Raw genomic sequence first — 20,258 nt, forward strand, 5'->3', positions numbered from 1 at the left:
ATGCTGAACAGGTCACGAGTGACAGCGTTTAGGCCCCGGCTTGCTGTCCGGCAACCCTCCTTCCGTGGCGGGGTGCCCCGGGTGATGACCAGGTCGTAGGCAGCAAGGCCTACGGCAAGCGCGGATCCCTCGACACCAGGGGTCCTGGTCTTCTCGAGGAGCGTTTTCCGTGAGCAAGCGAATGCGATAGGGCGACTCCGCCCCTACTTCACCCCTCGGATCAGGGTCACTTCCGTGTACCCCCGCCGACCGTTCGGTCCGGCCCGAGGGCTCTCCCGTACCCCGCACGGCCGCACGGTCGTATCCGCGTACGGGCACTCCGAAGCCATTCAGCCCTGCCTGCCGGGAGATACCGCCATGTCCGCATTCCTGAACGCCGCCGCCACCTCCGTCGCCACCGCCGACACCGCCGAGGGCCCCGCCTGTGCCGAGCCGCTGCCGGTGCTCGGCCGGGACGTCACCGTCCCGCTCGTCACCGGCGGCGAGGTCACCTACGCCGCCCTGGACTACGCCGCCAGCGCCCCGGCGCTCCAGCGGGTCTGGGACGACGTCGCCGCCTACGCCCCGTACTACGGCAGCGTGCACCGCGGCGCCGGGTACCTCTCACAGCTCTCCACGGACCTCTTCGAGCAGAGCCGGGTCACGGTCGCCGAGTTCCTCGACTGCCGCCCCTCCGACCAGGTGATCTTCACCCGGTCCACCACCGACTCGCTGAACCTGCTCGCCGCCGTGCTCCCCGCCGACTGCCAGGTCTTCGTCTTCGAGACCGAGCACCACGCCTCGCTGCTGCCCTGGACGAACGCGCAGGTCACCTACCTCAACGCGCCCCGCACCCCGGGCGAGGCCGTCGCCACCCTGGAGCGGGCCCTCGCCGACCGTGCCCCCTACGGTCCGGCCCTGGTGTGCGTGACCGGCGCGTCCAACGTCACCGGTGAACTGTGGCCGGTCAAGGAACTCGCCGCCGCCGCGCACGCCCACGGCGCGCGGATCGTCCTGGACGCCGCCCAGCTGGCCCCGCACCACCCCGTCTCGGTCCAGGATCTGGACGTGGACTGGGTCGCCTTCTCCGGGCACAAGCTCTACGCGCCCTTCGGCTCGGGCGTGCTCGCCGGCCGCGCGGACTGGCTCCAGCAGGCCGAGCCGTACCTCGCCGGCGGCGGCGCCTCCCGCAAGGTGGCCCGGCGCGAGGACGGCGGCGTGGACGTCGAGTGGCACACCACGGCCGCCCGCCACGAGGCCGGCTCTCCGAACGTCATCGGCGTCTACTCCATCGCCTCCGCCTGCAAGGCCCTGACCGAGGCCGGCTTCGACAGCCTCGTCGCCCGCGAACGCCACCTCATCGCGAAGGTCCGGGGCGGCCTGGCGGAGGTTCCGGCGGTCCGGATCCTCTCCCTCTTCGGCGACGACGCCCCGCGGGTCGGCGTCATCTCCTTCGTGGTGGACGGCTGGAACAGCTCCCACTTCGCCGCCGCGCTGTCCGCGGAGTACGGGATCGGCGTCCGCGACGGCCTGTTCTGCGCCCACCCGCTGGTGCGCACCCTGCTCGGCAGCGAGCCGCAGGCCCAGGGCGAATGCGGAGCCCCGGAGGCGGCCCCGGGGGAGCGCTCCCTGAACGCGATCCGCGTCAGCTTCGGCGCGGGCACCCCGGACGAGCACGTCGAGCGCTTCGTCCGCGCGGTGAAGGAGCTCGTCGCGGACGGCGCGAAGTGGCAGTACCGCACGGAGGAAGGCCGCTGCGTCCCGGCCGTGTGACCTGCGGTCGGCTCGGCGGTGTCCTTGCGGGGGCTCAGCGGCGTGCGGCGCGGCCGGACCCGTGCCCGGGGGTGTGGGGCGGTGCCCCATCGCTGCGACAGGGCGAGGGTGGTTGCGCGCTCCTCCCGCGGGGACACTCCACCGTGTCCCCACCCCACGGCCGGCGCGGGGGCGCGCAGGGGCGTCCCCGCAGGAGGAGCGCGCAAACGCGCTCACGGCCGTGACAGGCCCGCAGGCGCGACGACGAGGAGACGTCCCGGAGGGACCCCGCGGACGGCCCGGGCCTACACTTCCAGCGCCGCCGGCGTTTGAGGCGTTGCGAAGCCCGGGCCCGCCGCAGACCGCGCCGGAGGCGTTACGCGTCGAGGCCGATCGCGAACGCCGCCTCCAGGTCGTGCTGCGAGTACGTGCGGAACGCCACGTGCGTGTCCGTCGCCTCGACGCCCGGGATCTTGCTGATGCGGCCCGGGATGATGTCCGCCAGGTTCTCGTGGCGGGCCACGCGGACCAGCGCGATCAGGTCGTACGTCCCCGTGACGGAGTAGACCTCGCTGACGCTGTCCAGCGCGGCGATCGACTCGGCGATCTCGGGGATCCGGTCCACGCTGGTCTTGATGAGCACGATCGCGGTGATCACGGCTGGCTGTCTCCCTCGGTGGCCGTCGCTGGTCGCCTCACTCTAGTCGCACCCCGATACCGGACCCATGCGTAGAGGAAGCCGACCGAGAAGCCCACCAGGTGGGCCAGGTAGGCGACCCCGGGGCCGCTCTCCGCCCGCTGCGCCGCCACCCATTGGAGGGCGAACCAGAACAGCAGCACGATCCACGCAGGGAAGCGGAGCGGCAGGAAGAACAGGAAGGGGAACAGGCTCGTCACCCTCGCGCGCGGGAGCAGGTAGAGGAAGGCGCCCAGCACCGCCGAGATGGCTCCGGACGCTCCCACCAGGGTCTGCGCGGACCCCGTGTTGGCCGCCGCGTAGGCCGCCAGCGCCACGTACCCCGTACAGATGTAGAAGACGAGGAACGCCGGGCGGCCCATCCGCTCCTCCGCCATCGCCCCGAAGACGTAGAGGAAGAGCATGTTCCCGAGCAGGTGCAGCCAGCTGCCGTGGACGAACAGCGCCGTCAGCGGGGTGAGCCAGGCGCGCGGGGTGCCCGTGAAGAGCTCGTCCGGGACCACGCCCCAGCGCCGGAAGTACGCGGTCCCGGCGGCCAGCAGCTCGTCGCCCGTCCCGTAGACCGGGTTGAGCCCCGAGGCGGGGCCGAGTACGAACACCACACCGCAGCCCGCGATCAGCGCATGGGTGACCACCGGTCCCCGGGCTGCCTCGCGTACGGCCCGCCACCTTACGATCATGTGACAGAGCATGACGCAAGGGGACCCACCTGAGGCGGTGGCAGGCCGTAGGGTTACGAGCTGCGGTCCGCCGGCCGGTGAAGACACGCGCAGACGGCGGCGCGGACGGCTTTAATTGAATCAGTTACGAAGGAGAGAGCGGCCTGATGACGGTTCCCCTGCCGACCGACACCACCCGGTGGCGCTGCACCCTGTGCGGCAACCTCACGCGCTTCGACGTCACCCGTTCGTCGAAGGTCGTCGAGTACGTCCACCTGGACCTCGCCGGGGAGCCCAAGGTCGAGGAGCGCGAGGTGGTCAATGAGACCATCGAGTCGGTCCGCTGCCGCTGGTGCAACGCGGTGGACCAGATCGAGCTGGTGGACAGGCCGGGCGCGGACTCCTGACGGAGGCGTGCCCACAGGTAGATCACGGTAGGGGTGACGGATTGTGGAGCCAGCAAGCGGCGCTGAGCCGGCCGACGCGGCCGGCGACGCCGCCGAGGCACTCGACCGCCCGCTGCCGGAAGGCGTGCGGCGGCGGGTCGTCGCGCTCGTCTCGGACGCCTTCGGGGCGCTGACGGTCGCGGACCTGCCGGCGCAGCTGCGCCAGTACGCCCGTTTCACCCCGACCCGGCGCGCCAAGTTCGCGGGCAACGCCATGGCGACGGCCGTCGAGACCGACGCCGTGTTCCGCAGCCGGGTCGCCGAGAAGCTGCGCGAGGCGCAGGCGGAGCTGGCCGCGGCCCTGGAGTCGGGTGCGCCGCCCGCCGCCGCGGATCCGCTGGACGTGGCGGCCGCCGCGTTCGTCCTGCGGCCGGCCGGCTGGGTCAAGCTGGTGGCCGCCGCGGGCGAGGAGGCGCAGCGCGCCGACGCCGAGCGGGTCGGCGAGGAGACCCGGCGCGAGCTGGAGCGGCTGCGCGAGGAGCTGGCCCACGCCCGGGAGGCGCAGCGCACGGGCGGTGAGCACGTGCGCGTGGAGCTGGACGCGGCCCGCAAGGAAGCGGAATCGCTTCAGCGCAAGCTCCGCAGCGCCCTCAGCGACGTGAAGCGCGGTGAGGCGGCCCTGCGCAAGCTGACCGCCGAGGTCGACGGGATCCGCGGCGACGCGGCCACCCGGGTGGCCGCCGCCGAGAGCGAGAGCCGGCGGCTCAAGTCCCGCCTCGCGGAGGTGGAGGCGGCGCTGGAGACCTCGCGCCGGGCCACCCGCGAGGGGCGCAGCATCGAGGACATGCGGCTGCGGCTGCTGCTGGACACCGTGCTGGACGCGGCCCAGGGGCTGCGCCGCGAGCTGGCGCTGCCGCCCGTGAGCACCCGCCCGGCGGACACCGTGGACGCGGTGGAGCCGGGCCGGATGACGCCGAAGGACATCGCGGCGCGCGCTCTGTCGGAGACCGATCCGGCGTTGCTGGACCAGCTGTTGGCGCTGCCCCAGGCCCATCTGGTGGTCGACGGCTACAACGTGACCAAGACGGGCTATCCGACGATGCCGCTGGAGAAGCAGCGGCTGCGGCTGCTGGGCGGGCTGTCGATGCTGGCCGCGCAGACGGGCGCGGAGATGACCTGTGTCTTCGACGGCGCCGAACTGGCGGCCCCGGTGCTGCTCGCGCCGCCGCGCGGGGTGCGGGTGCTGTTCTCCAAGGCGGGTGTGACGGCGGACGAGCTGATCCGTCAGCTGGTGCGCGCCGAACCGCCCGGCCGGCCGGTGGTCGTGGTCTCCACCGACCGCGAGGTCGCCGACGGGGTGGCCAAGGCGGGTGCGCGGCCGGTGACGTCCGCTTTGCTCCTGAAGCGGCTTTCGCGCGTTTCGTAACTCCCCTCCTGAATGCCGGAATTGACCGGCGCCACAGTGAACGTACCGTCAAGTGCCCGGCACAGAGCGTGCGCTGTAGGTAAAGAACCTGGTCGGAGGGCGCATTTTTTGCCGACGGGATTTGAACTGATCACAGCAAGGTCACTAGTGTGCGTTCAAACCTTCGTGCGGTAGATCACTCATTCGGGGTGGCGGCGAAGGTGCTGCCGAGTTGCGTTCTTCGGCGGCTCTAGGAAGAAGGAGCTCGCCTCCGTGGCGTCCCACCGTCGACCCAAGCAGCCGAACCGCACTCGTGTGACCGTGCTCGGCGCCACCGCGGCCGCCGTGGTCGCCCTCACCTCCCAGAGCGCCTCCGCCGCTCCGGCGAAGCCGACCAAGGACGAGGTCAAGACCCAGGTCGACGCCCTCTACGAAGAGGCGGAGCAGGCCACCGAGAAGTTCAACGGGGCCAAGGAGCGTCAGGAGACGCTCGAGAAGGAGATAGCCCAGCTCCAGGACCAGGTCGCACGCGGCCAGGGCGACCTCAACGAGCTGCGCAGCACCCTCGGTTCGATGGCCAGCGCCCAGTACCGCAACGGCGGCATCGACCCCTCCCTCGCCCTCCTCCTCTCCGAGGACCCCGACAGCTACCTCGACAAGGCCTCCTCCCTCGAGCACCTGAGCGGCAAGCAGGTCGAGGCGGTCCAGAAGATCCAGGCCAAGCAGCGCAGCCTCGCGCAGCAGCGCCAGGAGGCCTCCGGCAAGCTCGCGGACCTCGACGCCACCCGCAAGGAGCTGGCCGAGAAGAAGAAGGTCTCCACCGACAAGCTCGCCGCGGCTCAGGCCCTGCTCAACACCCTGACCGCGCAGGAGCGTACGGCGCTCAAGGACGAGGAGTCGCGCGCCAGCCGCGCCGACGGCCAGCGCGTCGACCTCGGCAACGTGAAGGCCTCCGGCCGCGCCGGAGCCGCCCTCGAGGCCGCCAAGACGAAGCTGGGCTTCACCTACCAGTCCGGCGGCACCGGCCCCAACGTCTACGACTGCTCGGGCCTGACCCAGTGGGCGTACAAGCAGGCCGGCGTCAACATCAGCCGCGTCACCTACACCCAGGCCAACGACGGCACCCGCATCAGCCGCAGCCAGCTCCAGCCCGGTGACCTTGTCTTCTTCTACGGGGACCTGCACCACGTCGGCCTGTACGCCGGCAACAACATGACGCTGCACGCCTCGAACCCGCGCAGCGGCATCAAGTACGAGTCGATGGACAACATGCCGTTCCAGTTCGGCGTCCGCATCGGCTGACGCGCCGCACACCGCCCATCCGGGCGAATTCCGCGGCCCCTTTCTGACCACACGCCCCGCCGGTGACCTGCGTCTCCTGCGGGGCGTCACTGTGTGTGCCCTCCGACGGTCGTTGGTCGGCATGTGACCGTCCGGCTACTGTCTGCCAGCGCGGAACCCGGCACAAGGCCGTCCACGGGGGGCGGACCCGGGCCACACACAGCGGAAGGGAGCGGTTTCACGTGGCGTCCCATCGCCGGAGCGGGCTCGGCAGCCTCGACCGGAACACGAAGGTCACCGTCCTCACCGCCGCCGCGGCCACGGCCGCGGTCGCCCTGACGGGCGCACCCGCCGGCGCCGCCCCCGGCCTCCCGTACGAGCCCGGCGGCGCGGCGAGGACGGGAGTCAGCGCCCAGGTCGACCGGCTCTTCGAAGAGGCCGAGCAGGCCACCGAGCGGTTCAACGAGGCGGGCGAGAAGGCCGACAGGCTCCGCGTCGAGGTCAACCGGGCCCAGGACGCGGTGGCCCGCGGCCAGGAGCGCATCAACACCATGCGGGGCGTCCTCGGCACCTTCGCCGGGGCCCAGTACCGCAGCGGCGGTATCGACCCCGCCGTCGGCCTGATGCTGGCCGAGGACCCCGACGCCTACCTGGCGCAGGCCGCCGCCCTGGACCGGTTGACCAGCCGTCAGGCCCGGCAGCTCGACGAACTCCGCGAGGAGCAGCGCCGGCTCGGCCAGGAGCGCCGCGAGGCCTCCAACAAGCTCGCCGAACTCGACGCCCTGCGCTCGGACGTGGCCCGGCACAAGCGCTCGGTCACCGCGAAGCTCGCGGCCGCCCGGCGGCTGCTCAACGCGATGCCGTCCGAGGAGCGGGCCGACTTCGAGCGCTCCTCGCGCTCCGCCGGCCGCGCCGACGCCCTGCCCGACCTGCCCTCCTTCGGCCCGTCGTCGGGGCGCGCCGCGGCCGCCGTGATGGCGGCCCGGTCCGCGGTCGGCCGCCCCTACGTGTGGGGCTCCACCGGCCCCTCCGGCTTCGACTGCTCCGGACTGATGGTCTGGTCCTACCGGCAGGCGGGAGTCTCCCTGCCGCGCACCTCGCAGGCCCAGCGGCACGCCGGCCGACAGGTGCCCCTGTCGCAGGCCCGCCCGGGCGACCTGGTGACGTACCGCTCGGACGCCAGCCACGTCGGCATGTACGTCGGCAACGGCCAGGTGGTGCACGCCCCGTATCCGGGGGCCCGGGTGCGCTACGACCCCGTCGGGATGATGCCGGTGTCCTCGGTGACCCGCCCCTGACGGCGGCCCGCCGAGCCCCCGCCCCGGCTCCTGCCCCCGGCCCCGGCCGGGGGCCCGTCGCCCGGAGCGTGCGTACGATCGGCGAATGCTCCCGGTCCGCCGCCTCGTCCGTGTCCTGCCGCTGCTGCTGTGCGTGCTGCTCGCCGGCTGCGCCACGCGGCCGGCCGACACCACCGAGCGCGACGTCCGCGCGGCCGTGGCCGACTGGTCGCGGGTGCCGCCGGAGAAGCTCTCCGGGATCCCGCTCGACGGCTGGGCGTACGAGGTCGCCTCGGTCCGGCGGGACGGCGTACGGGCCCTCGTACGGGCCGAGCTGCGCTACCGGCTGACCGGCTACGACACGGCCCCGGGCGGCTCGGAACGCGAGCTGGAACTCGAACGCGCGGCGGGCGGCGGCCCCTGGCGGGTGCGCGCCGACAGGCCCGCGCCGGGCGCACTGCCGCAGCTGTGGGACCAGGGCCCGGTGTCGGTGGTCCGCGGTGCGCACTCCCTGGTCCTGGGCGGCGCCGGACAGTCCCCCGAGGCGCTGGCCGCGATCGCGGCCGAGGCCGACCGGGCGGTGCCCGCGGCGAGCGCCGCCTGGCCCCGGCCCTGGGCCGGACGGGTCGTGGTGCTGGTCCCCGGGTCCCTGGAGCGGATGGCGCAGCTGCTGGGCCGGCCCGCCGACGCGTACCGCGGCATGGGCGCCGTCACCACCGGCCGGGTGGGCGCCGGGCCGGCCCCCGCGGACCGGGTGGTGATCAACCCGGAGGGGTACGCGGAACTGGGCGAGGAGGGCCGGCGGGTCATCCTCACCCACGAGGTCACCCACGTGGCCACCCGGGCGGCGACCTCCGCCACGACCCCGCTGTGGCTCTCCGAGGGCTTCGCGGACTGGGCGGCGTACCGCGGCACCCCCACCACCCCGGAGCAGGGCGCACCGGCGCTGGCCCGGGCGGTGCGGCGCGGCGAGGTGCCGGCCGGGCTGCCCCGGGCGGAGGACTTCGCCTTCGGCGGCGACCCGGAGGCGCTGGCCCGGGCGTACGAGGGGGCGTGGCTGGCCTGCCGGCTGATCGCGGACCGGTGGGGCGAGGCGGCGCTCGTGGCCCTGTACGAGAAGGCGGGGCGCGGGCCGTGGCCGACGGCGCTGCGGGAGACGCTCGGGACGGATCCGGCGGGGCTGGCGAAGGAGTGGCAGGAGGCCCTGCGGAAGGAGTTCCGCTGAGGGCGTCCGGTACGTTGGCAGCGATGCACAAGACGCTGATCGTGACCAACGACTTCCCGCCGCGACCCGGCGGCATCCAGGCCTTCCTGCACAACATGGCACTGAGGCTGGATCCCGACCGCATCGTCGTCTACGCCTCCACGTGGAAGCACAGCGCGGAGGGCCGCGAGGCCACCGCCGCCTTCGACGCGGAGCAGCCGTTCCAGGTGGTCCGCGACCGGACGACGATGCTGCTGCCGACCCCGCGCGTGACGCGGCGGGCGGTGGGCCTGCTGCGCGAACACGGCTGCGAGTCCGTGTGGTTCGGGGCGGCGGCCCCGCTCGGTCTGATGGGTCCGGCGCTGCGGCGCGCGGGCGCCCGGCGGATCGTGGCGACCACGCACGGGCACGAGGCGGGCTGGGCCCAGCTGCCGGCGGCGCGGCAACTGCTGCGACGGATCGGCGAGGGCACGGACACGCTGACCTACCTGGGCGAGTACACGCGCTCGCGGATCGCCTCGGCGGTGACGGACCGGGCGGCGGCCCGGATGGTGCAACTCCCGCCGGGGGTCGACGAGAAGACCTTCCACCCGGAATCGGGCGGAGCGGAGGTCCGGGCGCGGCTCGGGCTGACCGACCGCCCGGTGGTCGTCTGCGTCTCGCGCCTCGTTCCCCGCAAGGGGCAGGACACGCTGATCGAGGCGATGCCGCGGATCCTGGCGGCGGTGCCGGACGCGGTGCTGCTGATCGTGGGCGGCGGGCCGTACGAGGCGGACCTGCGGGCACGCGCGGTCTCGACGGGCGTCGCGGACTCGGTGGTCTTCACGGGGGCGGTCCCGTGGTCCGAACTGCCCGCCCACTACGGCGCGGGCGACGTCTTCGCGATGCCGTGCCGGACCCGGCGGGGCGGGCTGGACGTGGAAGGGCTCGGCATCGTCTACCTGGAGGCCTCGGCCACGGGTCTGCCGGTGATCGCGGGCGACTCCGGCGGGGCGCCGGACGCGGTGCTGGACGGCGAGACGGGCTGGGTCGTCCGGGGCGACGCCCCCGAGGATGCGGCGGACCGCATCGTCACCCTGCTGCAGGACCCGGACCTGCGCGCCCGCATGGGCGAGCGCGGCCGCGCGTGGGTCGAGGAGAAATGGCGCTGGGACCTCCTGGCCGACCGCCTGCGCGAGCTGCTGTAGCCGTGCGGCTGCGGCGCCGCTGCCGGGGCTCCGCCCCAGACCCCGCGCCTCAAACGCCGGCGGGGCTGGATTTTTGCCGGCGCCGGCTGACAATTTCAGCCCCTCCGGCGTTTGAGGCGCGGGGGTCCGGGGGCCGGCCACCGGCAGCGGCGCCGCAGCCGACGGACTGCGCAGCCACGTCTGACTGTTCCTCAGATGTCTGTCAATACCGCGTCTGGGCGGACGGCCGGATTCCGCCCATGATGCGGCCATGACACCCCAACTGACGCGCCGTCACCTCCTGGGGCTCGGCGCCCTCTCGACCGCCTCCGCCCTCGGGTTCACCCGGATCGGCCTCGCCTCCGCCGCTGCCGCCGAGCCGGCCGCAGCCCAGTACGCCCCCGCCATCGTCGTCGGCTCCGGTTACGGCTCCGCCGTCGCCGCGCTGCGGCTCGGGCAGGCGGGCGTGCGGACCGTCGTCCTCGAAATGGGCCGGCTCTGGGACGGGCCCGGGCCCGACGGCAAGGTGTTCCCCTCCACCTCCGCGCCCGACCACCGCTCCATGTGGTTCCGCACCCGCACCGAGGCCCCGCTCGCCCAGTTCCTCTGGCTCGACGTGGTCAACCGCGACATCAGCCCCTACCCGGGCGTGCTGGACCGGGTGAACTACGGCGACATGTCCGTGTACGTGGGCCGCGGCGTCGGCGGAGGTTCCCTGGTCAACGGCGGTATGGCGCCCACCCCCCGCCGCTCGTACTTCTCCGAGGTGCTGCCCCAGGTCAACGCCGACGAGATGTACGGCACGTACTACCCCCGCGCCCGCGCCATGCTCGGCGTCAACGACATCGACCCGGCCTGGTTCGAGTCCACGGAGTGGTACCGCTTCGCCCGGATCTCCCGCAAGCACGCCCAGAACACCGGCCTGAAGACCGTCTTCGTGCCCAACGTCTACGACTTCGCGTACATGAAGCGCGAGGCGGCCGGCACCGTCCCCAGGTCGGCGCTGGCCGGCGAGGTCATCTACGGCAACAACCACGGGAAGAAGAGCGTCGACAAGACCTACCTCGCCGCCGCCCTCGGCACCGGCAACGTCACCATCGAGACCATGCAGCGCGTGGTCGGCGTACGGCAGGACCCCGCCGGGGGGTACGTGCTGACCGTGCAGACCAGCGATGTGACCGGACGGGTCACCCAGGTCCGCGAGCTCGGCTGCCGGCAGCTCTTCCTCGGGGCGGGCAGTCTCGGCACCACCGAGATCCTGCTGCGGGCCCGCGAGACCGGCGCCCTGCCCGCGCTGAACGAGAAGGTCGGGCGCGGCTGGGGCCCCAACGGCAACATCATGACCGCCCGCGCCAACCACCTCTGGGACACGGTCGGCGCCAACCAGGCCACCATGCCCGCCATGGGCATCGACGACTGGGACAACGCCGCCAACCCGGTCTTCGCCGAGATCGCCCCGCTCCCCATGGGACTGGAGCACTGGATCTCGATGTACCTGGCCATCACGAAGAACCCGGAGCGCGGGCACTTCACCTACGACGCCGCCACCGACTCGGCCCGCCTCAACTGGCGCAGGGACCAGAACACGCCCTCGGTCAACGCGGCGAAGAACCTCTTCGACCGCGTCAACTGGCGGAACTTCACGATGTACCGGTACGACCTCTTCGGCGGCAACAGGGCCTTCGCCGACAACTTCACCTACCACCCGCTCGGCGGCTGCGTGCTCGGCGACGCCACCGACGTGTACGGACGCGCGAAGGGCTATCAGGGGCTGTACGTCGTGGACGGCTCCCTGATCCCCGGGTCGCTCGGCGTGAACCCGTTCGTGACCATCACCGCCCTCGCGGAGCGGAACATGGCCCGAATCCTCGCCGAGGACCCGAGGTAACGACGACCAGGGCTAGCCCCGGTACAGCGCCTCGATCTCGTCCGCGAAGTCCTTCGCCACCACGTTGCGCTTCAGCTTCAGCGACGGCGTGATGTGGCCCGACTCTTCCGTGAACTGGGAGGGCAGAATGCGGAATTTCCGCACCGATTCCGCCTTGGATACCGCCGCGTTGCCGTCGTCCACGGCCTTCTGGACGGCGGCGATGAGGTCCGCGTCCTCGCGCAGCTCCGCCGCCGTGACCCCGGCCGGCTTGCCGTTCTCCGCGGCCCAGCGGCCGAGGAACTCCTCGTCGATGGTGACCAGCGCGGCCACGAACGGCCTCGCGTCGCCCACCACCATGCACTCCGCGACCAGCGCGTGCGCCCGGATCCGGTCCTCGATCACCGCGGGGGCCACGTTCTTGCCGCCCGCCGTGACGATGAGCTCCTTCTTGCGCCCGGTGATCGTGAGGTAGCCGTCCTCGTCGAGGGTGCCGACGTCGCCGGTGTGGAACCAGCCGTCGGCCAGCGCCTCCGCGGTCGCCGTCTCGTTCTTCCAGTACCCCGTGAAGATCTGCTCGCCGTGCAGCAGCACCTCGCCGTCGTCCGCGATGCGCACCACGGAGCCCGGCATGGGCTGGCCGACCGTACCGATCTTCTGCTTGTCCCACGGGTTGAAGGTGGTCGCGGCGCAGGACTCGGTCAGGCCGTAGCCCTCCAGCACCGTGAAGCCGATGCCGCGGAAGAAGTGCCCGAGCCGCTCGCCCAGCGGGGCGCCGCCGGAGATCGCGTACTCGCCGCGGCCGCCGAGGACGGCGTGCAGCTTGCTGTAGACCAGCTTCGTGAAGACCTTGTGCTTCAGCTTCAGGCCGAAGGACGGGCCGCGCGGGGTGTCCAGCGCGCGGCTGTACGCGATCGCCGTCTCGGCCGCCGCGTCGAAGATCCTGCCCTTGCCGTCGGCCTGCGCCTTGGCGCGTGCCGAGTTGTAGACCTTCTCGAAGACGCGCGGGACGCCGAGGATCAGCGTGGGCCGGAAGGACTGCAGCTCATCGGTGAGGTTCTTGATGTCCGGTACGCAGCCCAGCCGGATCGGCGCCAGCACGGCGGCCACCTCGACCAGGCGCCCGAAGACGTGCGCGGCCGGCAGGAACAGCAGCACCGAGCACTCGCCGGTCTTGAACAGCGGGCTCAGGCGCTCCACCGCGTTGCCGCACTCCGCGAAGAAGTTGCGGTGGGTCAGCACGCAGCCCTTGGGGCGGCCGGTGGTGCCCGAGGTGTAGACGATGGTGGCCGGGTCGTCGGCGTTGGCGAGGCTGCTGCGCTCCTCGACCTCTTCGTCGGTGATCCCCGCGCCGGCCGCCTTCAGCGTCTCCAGCGCACCCTGCTCGATCTCCCAGACCTCGCGCAGCTCCGGGAGGCGGTCGCGCAGCGAGGCCACGGACGCGCTGTGCGCCGGGCTCTCCACGATGACCGCCGCGGCGCCGGAGTCGCCGAGGATCCACTGGACCTGCTCGGGGGAGCTGGTCTCGTACACGGGGACGGTGACGCCGCCCGCGCTCCAGATCGCGAAGTCGAACAGCACCCACTCGTAGCGGGTGCGGGAGATGAGGGCGACCCGGTCGCCGGGCCGGATGCCGGCCGCGATGAGGCCCTTGGCCGCGGCGCGGACCTCGGCCAGGAACTCCGTCGCGGTCACGTCCTGCCACCGGCCGTCGGCGGCCTTGCGGCTCATGACGGCGGTGTCGGGATGCTGAGCGGCGTTGCGGCGGATGAGATCCGTCAGGTTCCCGTCCGACGGGACCTCGTACAGGGCCGGAAGGCTGAACTCGCGCAAGACTGCTGCTCCTCTGGGCGCCATCGCCACCATGTGGACCGAGCGGACGTTACCCACCGGTAGTGGGTTCCCGATAGAGGGAACCGGCCAGATGTTCCGTGCGTCACATTCTGTCCTTGCACTGCCTGGCCCTCACGTGCCGACACTAGTCGACCCCTTCGGCGACTCGGAAGTAACCGCAGGTCCGACCCCGTCTCCCACCCCCTCTACCAGGCGTTGCCGGGCGCCCCTAGGGTGGTCGGCATGGGTGGCAGCATGCGGAGCGGGCAGAGCGGCGCGAGCGGATCGAGCCGGACCGGCGGACCGGGCCGCACACGGGTCCACGTCGTGAGCGACGTGCACGGCAACACCGAGGCCCTCGCCCGTGCGGGAGAAGGGGCCGACGCCCTGATCTGCCTCGGCGACCTCGTCCTCTTCCTCGACTACGCCGACCACTCGCGCGGGATCTTCCCCGACCTGTTCGGCGTCGAGAGCGCCGACCGGATCGTCGAGCTGCGCACCGCGCGCCGGTTCGAGGAGGCCCACGCCTTCGGGCGGCGGCTGTGGGCCGGGCTGGACCGGGACCGGCTGATCGAGGGCGCGGTGCGCCGCCAGTACGCCGAGATGTTCGCCGCCTTCCCGAACCCGACGTACGCCACCTACGGCAATGTCGACATCCCGGGTCTGTGGCCGGAATACGCCGACCGCGACGGCCTGACCGTGCTCGACGGCCAGCGGGTGGAGATCGGCGGCCGCGTCTTCGGCTTCGTCGGCGGCGGACTGCCCTCGCCGATGCGGACCCCGTACGAGGTGGACGTCGAGGAGTACGCCGCCAAGGTGGAGGCGCTCGGCGAGGTGGACGTGCTGTGCTCCCACATCCCGCCGGAGGTGCCCGAGCTCTGCTACGACACGGTCGCGCGCCGGTTCGAACGCGGCAGCGAGGCCCTGCTGGCCGCCATCCGCCGCACCCGCCCCCGGTACGCCCTCTTCGGGCACGTGCACCAGCCGCTGGCGCGGCGGATGCGGATCGGGGCCACGGAGTGCGTGAACGTCGGCCACTTCGCCGCCACCGGCCGCCCGTGGGTGCTGGAATGGTGACCGGCGGCCGGTTCACGACGGTCCCCAGCGGGCCGGGGGAGGCCCTGGAGTGGCGGAGTCCGCACGCGCGGTAGCCTTCACGCGGCGGCCGGCGGCCGCACACATCCTCGAAACACTCCACGGAGGAGCCACCGCGATGGCGGAACACACCAGCTCAAGCATCACGATCGAGGCTGCGCCCAGCGACGTGATGGCCGTGATCGCCGACTTCGCCCGCTACCCCGAATGGACCGGCGAGGTGAAGGAGGCCGAGGTGCTGGCCACCGACGCCGAGGGGCGCGCCGAGAAGGTCCGCCTGCTGCTCGACGCCGGCGCGATCAAGGACGACCACACCCTCGCCTACACCTGGAAGGGCACGGACGAGGTCAGCTGGACCCTGGACAAGTCCCAGATGCTGCGCCAGCTGGACGGCTCGTACCGGCTGGCCCCGGTGGACGGCGGCAAGCGTACCGAGGTCACCTACCAGCTGACCGTGGACGTCAAGATCCCCATGCTCGGCATGATCAAGCGCAAGGCGGAGAAGGTCATCATCGACCGGGCGCTGGCGGGCCTGAAGAAGCGCGTCGAATCCGTCTGAGCACCCGTAGAAACCCGGCAGTAGGCACCCGCACATGCACACCTTGCTGATCACCGGCCCCGGTGGGGCCGGGCGGACCACCGTGGCCGCGGCCACCGCCCTCGCCGCGGCCCGCCACGGCCGGCGGGTGCTGCTGCTGTCCGGCGACGTCGGCGACCCGCTCGCCGCCCTGACCGGGGAGGAGCCCCTCCCCGGCCTGCGGGTGGCCCGGGTCGACTCCGGCGAGGAGTTCCGCGAGGAGCTCGTCGCCCTGCAGGAGCGCGGATCCGCGCTCCTCGCCATGGTCGGCGCCCGCCCGCTCGGGGCCGAGGAGCTCACCGAGCTGCCCGGCGCCGAGCAGTTCGCCCTGCTGCGCGCCCTGCGGCGGGCCGCCGCCGCACCCGGCACCGACCTCGTCGTCGTCGACATGCCCCCGCTCCACCAGACCCTCTCCACCCTGGCCCTGCCCGCCCAGCTGCGCCGCTACCTCACCCGGCTGCTCCCCGCCGAGAAGCAGGCAGCCCGCGCCCTGCGGCCCGTACTGGCCCAGCTCGCCGGTGTGCCCATGCCCGCGCAGTGGCTCTACGAGGCCGCCGCCCGCTGGGACGAGGAGCTCGCCGCCGTCCAGGCCGTCGTCGAGGCCGACACCACCGAACTGCGCCTGGTCGCCGAACCGGGACCGGCCGCCGCCGACGCGCTGCGGCTCGGACGGCTCGGGCTCGCCCTCCAGCAGCTCCCCGTCCGCGACCTCGTCGCCAACCGGACGGTGCCGCAGGGCTCCGCCGACCCCTGGCTCGCCGGGCTCGCCGCCCAGCAGGAGAAGTACGCCGCCGAGTGGGCCGGGGAGATCCCCGTCGTCACGCTCGCCCACCTCGGCCGGGACCCGCGCGGCCCGCAGGACCTGGACCGGCTCGCCGCCGCCGACGGGCTCCTCCCGGCAGCCCCCGCACCCCGCACGGCCTGGGCCGTCGAGGACCGGCTCGCCGCGGACGGGGTGCTCGTGTGGGTGGTACCCCTGCCCGGCGCGCACAAGCGCGACCTCGACCTCGTACGCCGCGGCGACGAGCTGCTGCTCACCGCCGGCCCGTACCGCAGGATCGTTCCGCTTCCCGCGGCGCTGCGCCGCTGCACCGTCTCCGGCGCCGCCCTGGCCGCGGGCGAGCTCCGCATCCGCTTCACCCCGGACCCGGGGCTGTGGCCCCGCGCGCAGTGAACCGCGTACCCCCGTTCGGGTACCGTCGAAGGTAGCCCGTACCGCACGTCAAGCAGCCGCCGCAGGAGAGTCCGCCATGAGCGAGGCCACCGACCGCCCCACCGACGACGACGCCTGGGCCAAGGCCTGCGCCGAGGACCTCGCCGCCGAGAAGGAGCGCATGCGAGGACAGGACCGGGCCGGCTCGGCCGGCACCGGAACCGCCGCCGAGGAGCTCTTCAAGCTCTTCGAAGCCGTCGCCGACAAGGTCTCCGGGCTGAACAACCCGCTGTTCGGCGTGGCCGCCCAGGGCGCGGTGCGCCAGATCGTCGACCAGGCCAAGACCGCCGCCAAGCCCGTCATCGAGCGCAACCCCGAGGTCTTCGACCACCTCGCGGCCGCCGGCTCCGAGCTCCTCGCCGCCTACCGCTCGGCCGTCGAGGGCCACGAGCGCCGCTGGACCCAGGACACCCCTCCCGCGCCGCGCCGCGAGCGCGACCCGCGCGACGACGGCCCCGACGCGGGCCCGGCCGAGCGGATCGATCTCGACTGAGGGCCCGCCGCCCTCGGGTACCGTTGGCCGTGGCGGGGTTTGACCGGAAACCGAGGGACTAATGGGACTCACCATCGGCGTCGACATCGGCGGCACGAAGATCGCGGCCGGCGTGGTCGACGAAGAGGGCACGATCCTTGAGACGTACAAGGTGCCCACCCCGCCGACCGCGGACGGAGTGACGGAGGCCATCTGCGCCGCCGTCTCCGAGGTCAGCAGCAACCACACCATCGACGCCGTCGGCATCGGCGCCGCCGGATACGTGGACGACAAGCGCGCGACCGTACTCTTCGCGCCGAACATCAACTGGCGCCACGAGCCGCTGAAGGACAAGGTCGAGCAGCGCATCGGCCTGCCCGTCGTCGTCGAGAACGACGCGAACTGCGCCGCCTGGGGCGAGTACCGCTTCGGCGCCGGCCAGGGCCACGACGACGTCATCTGCATCACGCTCGGCACCGGCCTGGGCGGCGGCATCATCATCGGCAACAAGCTGCGCCGCGGACGCTTCGGCGTCGCCGCCGAGTTCGGGCACATCCGGGTCGTCCCGGACGGTCTGCTGTGCGGCTGCGGAAGCCAGGGCTGCTGGGAGCAGTACGCCTCCGGGCGCGCCCTCGTCCGGTACGCGAAGCAGCGCGCCAACGCCACCCCCGAGAACGCGACGGTCCTCCTCGCGCTCGGCGACGGCACCCCCGAGGGCATCGAGGGCAAGCACATCAGCGAGGCCGCCCGGCAGGGCGACCTGGTCGCCATCGACGCCTTCCGCGAGCTGGCCCGCTGGGCCGGAGCCGGCCTCGCCGACCTGGCCTCGCTCTTCGACCCGTCGGCCTTCATCGTCGGCGGCGGGGTCTCCGACGAGGGCGACCTCGTCCTCGACCCGATCCGCAAGTCCTTCAAGCGCTGGCTGGTCGGCGGCGCCTGGCGACCGCACGCGCAGGTGCTCGCCGCACAGCTCGGCGGCAAGGCCGGCCTCGTCGGCGCCGCGGACCTGGCCCGCCAGGGCTGACGCGCCGGGGCCGACGCGCCTTCCACCCGTCCCGCCCGCCGCGCCCCTTGGGGGAGCGGCGGGCGGCTGCGTATCTTGCGGTACATGGACCAGTTGCTGCCCTCGCTGCCGAAGTCCCGTACGGAGCCCGACGGTTCTGCCGTGATCCGGGTACTCAGCTACAACATCCGCTCGCTGCGCGACGACGAGGAGGCGCTGGCCCGGGTCATCCGGGCGTGCGAGCCCGACCTCGTCTTCGTCCAGGAGGCGCCGCGGTTCTTCCGGTGGCGCAAACACGCGGCGCGACTCGCCGCGAAATGCGACCTGGTGGTGCTGAGCGGGGGCGGGACGGCGGCCGGGCCGCTGCTGCTGTGCTCGCTGCGGGTCTTCGTGGAGCGGACGGAGGACGTCCTGCTGCCGCGCACCCCCGGTCTGCATCGTCGGGGCTTCGCCACGGCGGTGGTCCGCATCGGCGCGGCCCGCGCGGGGCTGGTCAGCGCGCACCTTTCCCTGGACCGGGGGGAGCGGGTCGCCCAGGCGGCGATGCTGCTGGACCGGGCCGCGGCGATGGATGTTCCCCACGTGATCGCCGCGGGCGACGTGAACGAGACCCCGGACGGCCCGGCCTTCGCCCGTCTCGCGGGCACGCTGCAGGACTGCTGGTCAGCGGCCCCCTGGGGCGGGGAACAGACCTTCCCGGTGTCGGCGCCGGCCCGCCGGATCGACGCGGTGTTCGCGACGAAGGGGGTGGAGGTGCTGGGCTGTGGCGTACCGGTGGGACTGCCCGGAGTGACCCCCGGGGACCTGGCGGCGGCCACGGACCACCTCCCGGTCCTGGCAGCCCTCCACCTACCGGCTGCGCCGTAACTCCCGGAGGGGCTGGAAAATCCAGCCCCTCCGGCGTATGAGGAGCGGGGGTCCGGGGCGGAGCCCCAGGGGTCTGGGCGGAGCCCAGGGCGAACGGTCAGACCACGGCTCCGCGGCCGGGGTCGTCGTCCTCGTCGTCACCGTGCTGCATGCGTGCGACCAGCGTCGCGAACCCGCCCAGGAAGCCGCCGATGCCGAGCGTCGTCAGCCACCACGTCATGTCCCACTGCAACAGCACCGCGAGCAGCAGCAGCACCGGCCCGCCGACCACCGCGAGCCACGCGAACTTCGACGTCGTGTCCGCCGGCGGCAGCTCCGGCTCCGGCTGGACGAAGTGGCCCTCGTCCGCCGGAGTCAGGTCGTCCTCCTGCGGTTCCGCCAGCGAGTGGTCCCGGGGGCCCGCCATGCCCACGCCCGGGGCGAAGACCACCGAGCTGCCCAGCCCCGCGGCCGGCGGCTCGGGTTCGGCCTTCGGCTCCGGTCCCGCCTCAGGGGCGGCCGGCAGCGGCTTGACGTCCTCCTCCGGCAGGAGGAGGTTCTCGATCGGCTTGAACGGCCGGGCCCCCGGCGGGTCCGGCGGCTCCTGCCCGTACCCGGCGACGATCGCCGCCCACGCCGCTTCCTCGTCGAGCGGCGGGACTCCGCCCGACTGCTCCTCGTGCTCAGCCACCGGCCTCCGCCCCCTCCCTGCCCACGCTCTCCGCCAGTCGGCCGACGAACGCATAGCTGTCCGCGAAGATCCGCTCCGCGTCATGGTCCAACGTCGCGACGTGGTAGCTCTGTTCCAGGAGGGTCTCGGTGACGTCCGTCGAGGAGACCCGGGCCAGGATCCGCGCGGAGTCGACGGGCGGTACAACGTGGTCCTGCGGGCTGTGCAGCAGCAGCAGCGGCTGCGTGACCTGCGGCAGGTCGGCGTCCACGAGCTGCAGGAACTTCTTCAGCGAGTGCGCGGCCCGGGTCGGGACGCGGTCGTAGCCGACCTCCTCCGAGCCCGGCTTCGCGATGTCGCTGGCGATGCCCGGCGTCGACCGGATGAAGTGCTTGGCCACCGGAAGGGCCACGGCCAGCGGGTCGTGCACCTTGTTCGCCGGGTTGACGAGCACGATGCCGCTGATGGCGTCCCCGTGCTTGGCGGCCAGCCGCAGCGTCAGCGCGCCGCCCATCGACAGCCCGAAGACGAACACCTGCTCGCACCGGTCCAGCAGCTCCCGCAGGGCGCGGTCGACCTCCGCGTACCAGTCCTGCCAGCCCGTGAGCTGCATGTCCTGCCAGCGCGTCCCGTGTCCGGGGAGCAGCGGCAGCGACACCGTGAGTCCCTGCCCGGCGAGATGCTCGGCCCAGGGGCGCAGCGACTGCGGGGAACCGGTGAAGCCGTGGCAGAGGAGGACGCCGACCTCTCCGCCCTCGTGGCGGAACGGCTCGGCTCCAGGGAGGACGGGCACCAGGGTCTCCTTGATCATGACGTACGCCGGGTGGGTGCGTTGCTCTGTGTGACTTCACCGTACGCGACCGGGGTGGCACCGGC

19 protein-coding genes and 1 riboswitch are annotated in these 20,258 nt (G+C 73.0%); of the genes, 14 read left to right on the top strand and 5 right to left on the bottom strand.

Translation table 11 applies throughout. From position 1 onward, the window contains the following. Positions 1-10 precede the first annotated feature (10 nt). Positions 11-127, top strand: a riboswitch (SAM riboswitch). Positions 128-357: 230 nt separating this feature from the next. Beyond that, positions 358-1,752, top strand: coding sequence for an aminotransferase class V-fold PLP-dependent enzyme (locus ACFYZ4_RS07290; protein WP_384348175.1), 1,395 nt, complete (start codon positions 358-360; stop codon positions 1,750-1,752). 355 nt (positions 1,753-2,107) lie between these two features. On the opposite strand, the gene ACFYZ4_RS07295 is transcribed toward ACFYZ4_RS07290, so the two are convergent. After that, positions 2,108-2,389 carry an Lrp/AsnC family transcriptional regulator gene (locus tag ACFYZ4_RS07295; protein ID WP_008738815.1) on the bottom strand — a complete coding sequence of 94 codons (282 nt, stop codon included), beginning with the start codon at positions 2,387-2,389 and terminating at the stop codon, positions 2,108-2,110. Then, a complete protein-coding gene (locus ACFYZ4_RS07300) occupies positions 2,386-3,120 on the bottom strand; it encodes a rhomboid family intramembrane serine protease (RefSeq protein WP_390783308.1) in 735 nt (244 codons plus the stop codon). Before ACFYZ4_RS07300 ends, ACFYZ4_RS07295 begins: the two co-directional genes overlap by 4 nt. Positions 3,121-3,254: 134 nt before the next feature. Here ACFYZ4_RS07300 and ACFYZ4_RS07305 point away from each other — a divergent pair, with 134 nt between their 5' ends. The 7 genes from ACFYZ4_RS07305 to ACFYZ4_RS07335 all read left to right on the top strand — a co-directional run bounded on the left by ACFYZ4_RS07305 (position 3,255) and on the right by ACFYZ4_RS07335 (position 11,694). Continuing rightward, on the top strand, positions 3,255-3,494 hold the full coding sequence (locus ACFYZ4_RS07305; RefSeq protein ID WP_008738811.1) for a hypothetical protein: 240 nt from the start codon (positions 3,255-3,257) through the stop codon (positions 3,492-3,494). A 40-nt stretch (positions 3,495-3,534) separates the two neighbouring features. Then, positions 3,535-4,899 carry an NYN domain-containing protein gene (locus tag ACFYZ4_RS07310; protein ID WP_351296729.1) on the top strand — a complete coding sequence of 455 codons (1,365 nt, stop codon included), beginning with the start codon at positions 3,535-3,537 and terminating at the stop codon, positions 4,897-4,899. A gap of 252 nt (positions 4,900-5,151) precedes the next feature. After that, the gene (locus ACFYZ4_RS07315) at positions 5,152-6,180 is read left to right on the top strand and encodes an NlpC/P60 family protein (protein WP_351296708.1); all 1,029 of its coding nucleotides are present in this window, start codon (positions 5,152-5,154) and stop codon (positions 6,178-6,180) included. 221 nt (positions 6,181-6,401) lie between these two features. Then, positions 6,402-7,457, top strand: coding sequence for an NlpC/P60 family protein (locus ACFYZ4_RS07320; protein ID WP_351296711.1), 1,056 nt, complete (start codon positions 6,402-6,404; stop codon positions 7,455-7,457). A gap of 85 nt (positions 7,458-7,542) precedes the next feature. Then, complete coding sequence (locus ACFYZ4_RS07325; protein WP_390783309.1) at positions 7,543-8,661, top strand: hypothetical protein; 1,119 nt, start codon at positions 7,543-7,545, stop codon at positions 8,659-8,661. 23 nt (positions 8,662-8,684) lie between these two features. Beyond that, positions 8,685-9,827 (top strand): glycosyltransferase family 4 protein, encoded by a 1,143-nt coding sequence (locus ACFYZ4_RS07330; protein ID WP_351296717.1) that lies wholly within the window; start codon positions 8,685-8,687, stop codon positions 9,825-9,827. 250 nt (positions 9,828-10,077) lie between these two features. Then, complete coding sequence (locus ACFYZ4_RS07335; RefSeq protein WP_390783310.1) at positions 10,078-11,694, top strand: GMC oxidoreductase; 1,617 nt, start codon at positions 10,078-10,080, stop codon at positions 11,692-11,694. A gap of 12 nt (positions 11,695-11,706) precedes the next feature. On the opposite strand, the gene ACFYZ4_RS07340 is transcribed toward ACFYZ4_RS07335, so the two are convergent. Further along, positions 11,707-13,506, bottom strand: coding sequence for an AMP-dependent synthetase/ligase (locus ACFYZ4_RS07340; protein WP_390783311.1), 1,800 nt, complete (start codon positions 13,504-13,506; stop codon positions 11,707-11,709). A 255-nt stretch (positions 13,507-13,761) separates the two neighbouring features. Here ACFYZ4_RS07340 and ACFYZ4_RS07345 point away from each other — a divergent pair, with 255 nt between their 5' ends. The 6 genes from ACFYZ4_RS07345 to ACFYZ4_RS07370 all read left to right on the top strand — a co-directional run bounded on the left by ACFYZ4_RS07345 (position 13,762) and on the right by ACFYZ4_RS07370 (position 18,733). Beyond that, the gene (locus ACFYZ4_RS07345) at positions 13,762-14,583 is read left to right on the top strand and encodes a metallophosphoesterase (protein WP_390783436.1); all 822 of its coding nucleotides are present in this window, start codon (positions 13,762-13,764) and stop codon (positions 14,581-14,583) included. Between the two features lie 136 nt (positions 14,584-14,719). Beyond that, positions 14,720-15,160, top strand: a complete 441-nt coding sequence (locus ACFYZ4_RS07350; protein WP_030707427.1) for an SRPBCC family protein — start codon at positions 14,720-14,722, stop codon at positions 15,158-15,160. Between the two features lie 34 nt (positions 15,161-15,194). Further along, the gene (locus ACFYZ4_RS07355; RefSeq protein ID WP_384348194.1) at positions 15,195-16,352 is read left to right on the top strand and encodes an ArsA family ATPase; all 1,158 of its coding nucleotides are present in this window, start codon (positions 15,195-15,197) and stop codon (positions 16,350-16,352) included. Between the two features lie 76 nt (positions 16,353-16,428). Continuing rightward, positions 16,429-16,884 carry a DUF5304 domain-containing protein gene (locus tag ACFYZ4_RS07360; protein ID WP_351296725.1) on the top strand — a complete coding sequence of 152 codons (456 nt, stop codon included), beginning with the start codon at positions 16,429-16,431 and terminating at the stop codon, positions 16,882-16,884. A gap of 61 nt (positions 16,885-16,945) precedes the next feature. Continuing rightward, the gene (locus ACFYZ4_RS07365) at positions 16,946-17,887 is read left to right on the top strand and encodes an ROK family glucokinase (RefSeq protein WP_030707421.1); all 942 of its coding nucleotides are present in this window, start codon (positions 16,946-16,948) and stop codon (positions 17,885-17,887) included. Positions 17,888-17,971: 84 nt separating this feature from the next. After that, complete coding sequence (locus ACFYZ4_RS07370; RefSeq protein WP_390783312.1) at positions 17,972-18,733, top strand: endonuclease/exonuclease/phosphatase family protein; 762 nt, start codon at positions 17,972-17,974, stop codon at positions 18,731-18,733. A 97-nt stretch (positions 18,734-18,830) separates the two neighbouring features. Here ACFYZ4_RS07370 and ACFYZ4_RS07375 read toward each other — a convergent pair whose 3' ends face one another. Together ACFYZ4_RS07375 and ACFYZ4_RS07380 are read right to left on the bottom strand one after the other, a co-directional pair. Beyond that, positions 18,831-19,403, bottom strand: a complete 573-nt coding sequence (locus tag ACFYZ4_RS07375) for a hypothetical protein (RefSeq protein WP_390783313.1) — start codon at positions 19,401-19,403, stop codon at positions 18,831-18,833. Then, positions 19,396-20,175, bottom strand: a complete 780-nt coding sequence (locus ACFYZ4_RS07380) for an alpha/beta fold hydrolase (protein WP_351304181.1) — start codon at positions 20,173-20,175, stop codon at positions 19,396-19,398. Before ACFYZ4_RS07380 ends, ACFYZ4_RS07375 begins: the two co-directional genes overlap by 8 nt. Positions 20,176-20,258 lie beyond the last annotated feature (83 nt).

It is taken from the genome of Streptomyces sp. NPDC001513, from assembly GCF_042894695.1.
In the GTDB taxonomy this organism is placed as follows: domain Bacteria; phylum Actinomycetota; class Actinomycetes; order Streptomycetales; family Streptomycetaceae; genus Streptomyces.

What these genes read in the sequence shown, in the direction of transcription:
- ACFYZ4_RS07290 (WP_384348175.1), top strand. Translation starts at nt 358, where the DNA reads ATGTCCGCATTCCTGAACGCCGCCGCCACCTCCGTCGCCACCGCCGAC.
- ACFYZ4_RS07300 (WP_390783308.1), bottom strand. Translation starts at nt 3,120, where the DNA reads ATGCTCTGTCACATGATCGTAAGGTGGCGGGCCGTACGCGAGGCAGCC.
- ACFYZ4_RS07305 (WP_008738811.1), top strand. Translation starts at nt 3,255, where the DNA reads ATGACGGTTCCCCTGCCGACCGACACCACCCGGTGGCGCTGCACCCTG.
- ACFYZ4_RS07325 (WP_390783309.1), top strand. Translation starts at nt 7,543, where the DNA reads ATGCTCCCGGTCCGCCGCCTCGTCCGTGTCCTGCCGCTGCTGCTGTGC.
- ACFYZ4_RS07330 (WP_351296717.1), top strand. Translation starts at nt 8,685, where the DNA reads ATGCACAAGACGCTGATCGTGACCAACGACTTCCCGCCGCGACCCGGC.
- ACFYZ4_RS07335 (WP_390783310.1), top strand. Translation starts at nt 10,078, where the DNA reads ATGACACCCCAACTGACGCGCCGTCACCTCCTGGGGCTCGGCGCCCTC.
- ACFYZ4_RS07345 (WP_390783436.1), top strand. Translation starts at nt 13,762, where the DNA reads ATGCGGAGCGGGCAGAGCGGCGCGAGCGGATCGAGCCGGACCGGCGGA.
- ACFYZ4_RS07350 (WP_030707427.1), top strand. Translation starts at nt 14,720, where the DNA reads ATGGCGGAACACACCAGCTCAAGCATCACGATCGAGGCTGCGCCCAGC.
- ACFYZ4_RS07355 (WP_384348194.1), top strand. Translation starts at nt 15,195, where the DNA reads ATGCACACCTTGCTGATCACCGGCCCCGGTGGGGCCGGGCGGACCACC.
- ACFYZ4_RS07360 (WP_351296725.1), top strand. Translation starts at nt 16,429, where the DNA reads ATGAGCGAGGCCACCGACCGCCCCACCGACGACGACGCCTGGGCCAAG.
- ACFYZ4_RS07365 (WP_030707421.1), top strand. Translation starts at nt 16,946, where the DNA reads ATGGGACTCACCATCGGCGTCGACATCGGCGGCACGAAGATCGCGGCC.
- ACFYZ4_RS07370 (WP_390783312.1), top strand. Translation starts at nt 17,972, where the DNA reads ATGGACCAGTTGCTGCCCTCGCTGCCGAAGTCCCGTACGGAGCCCGAC.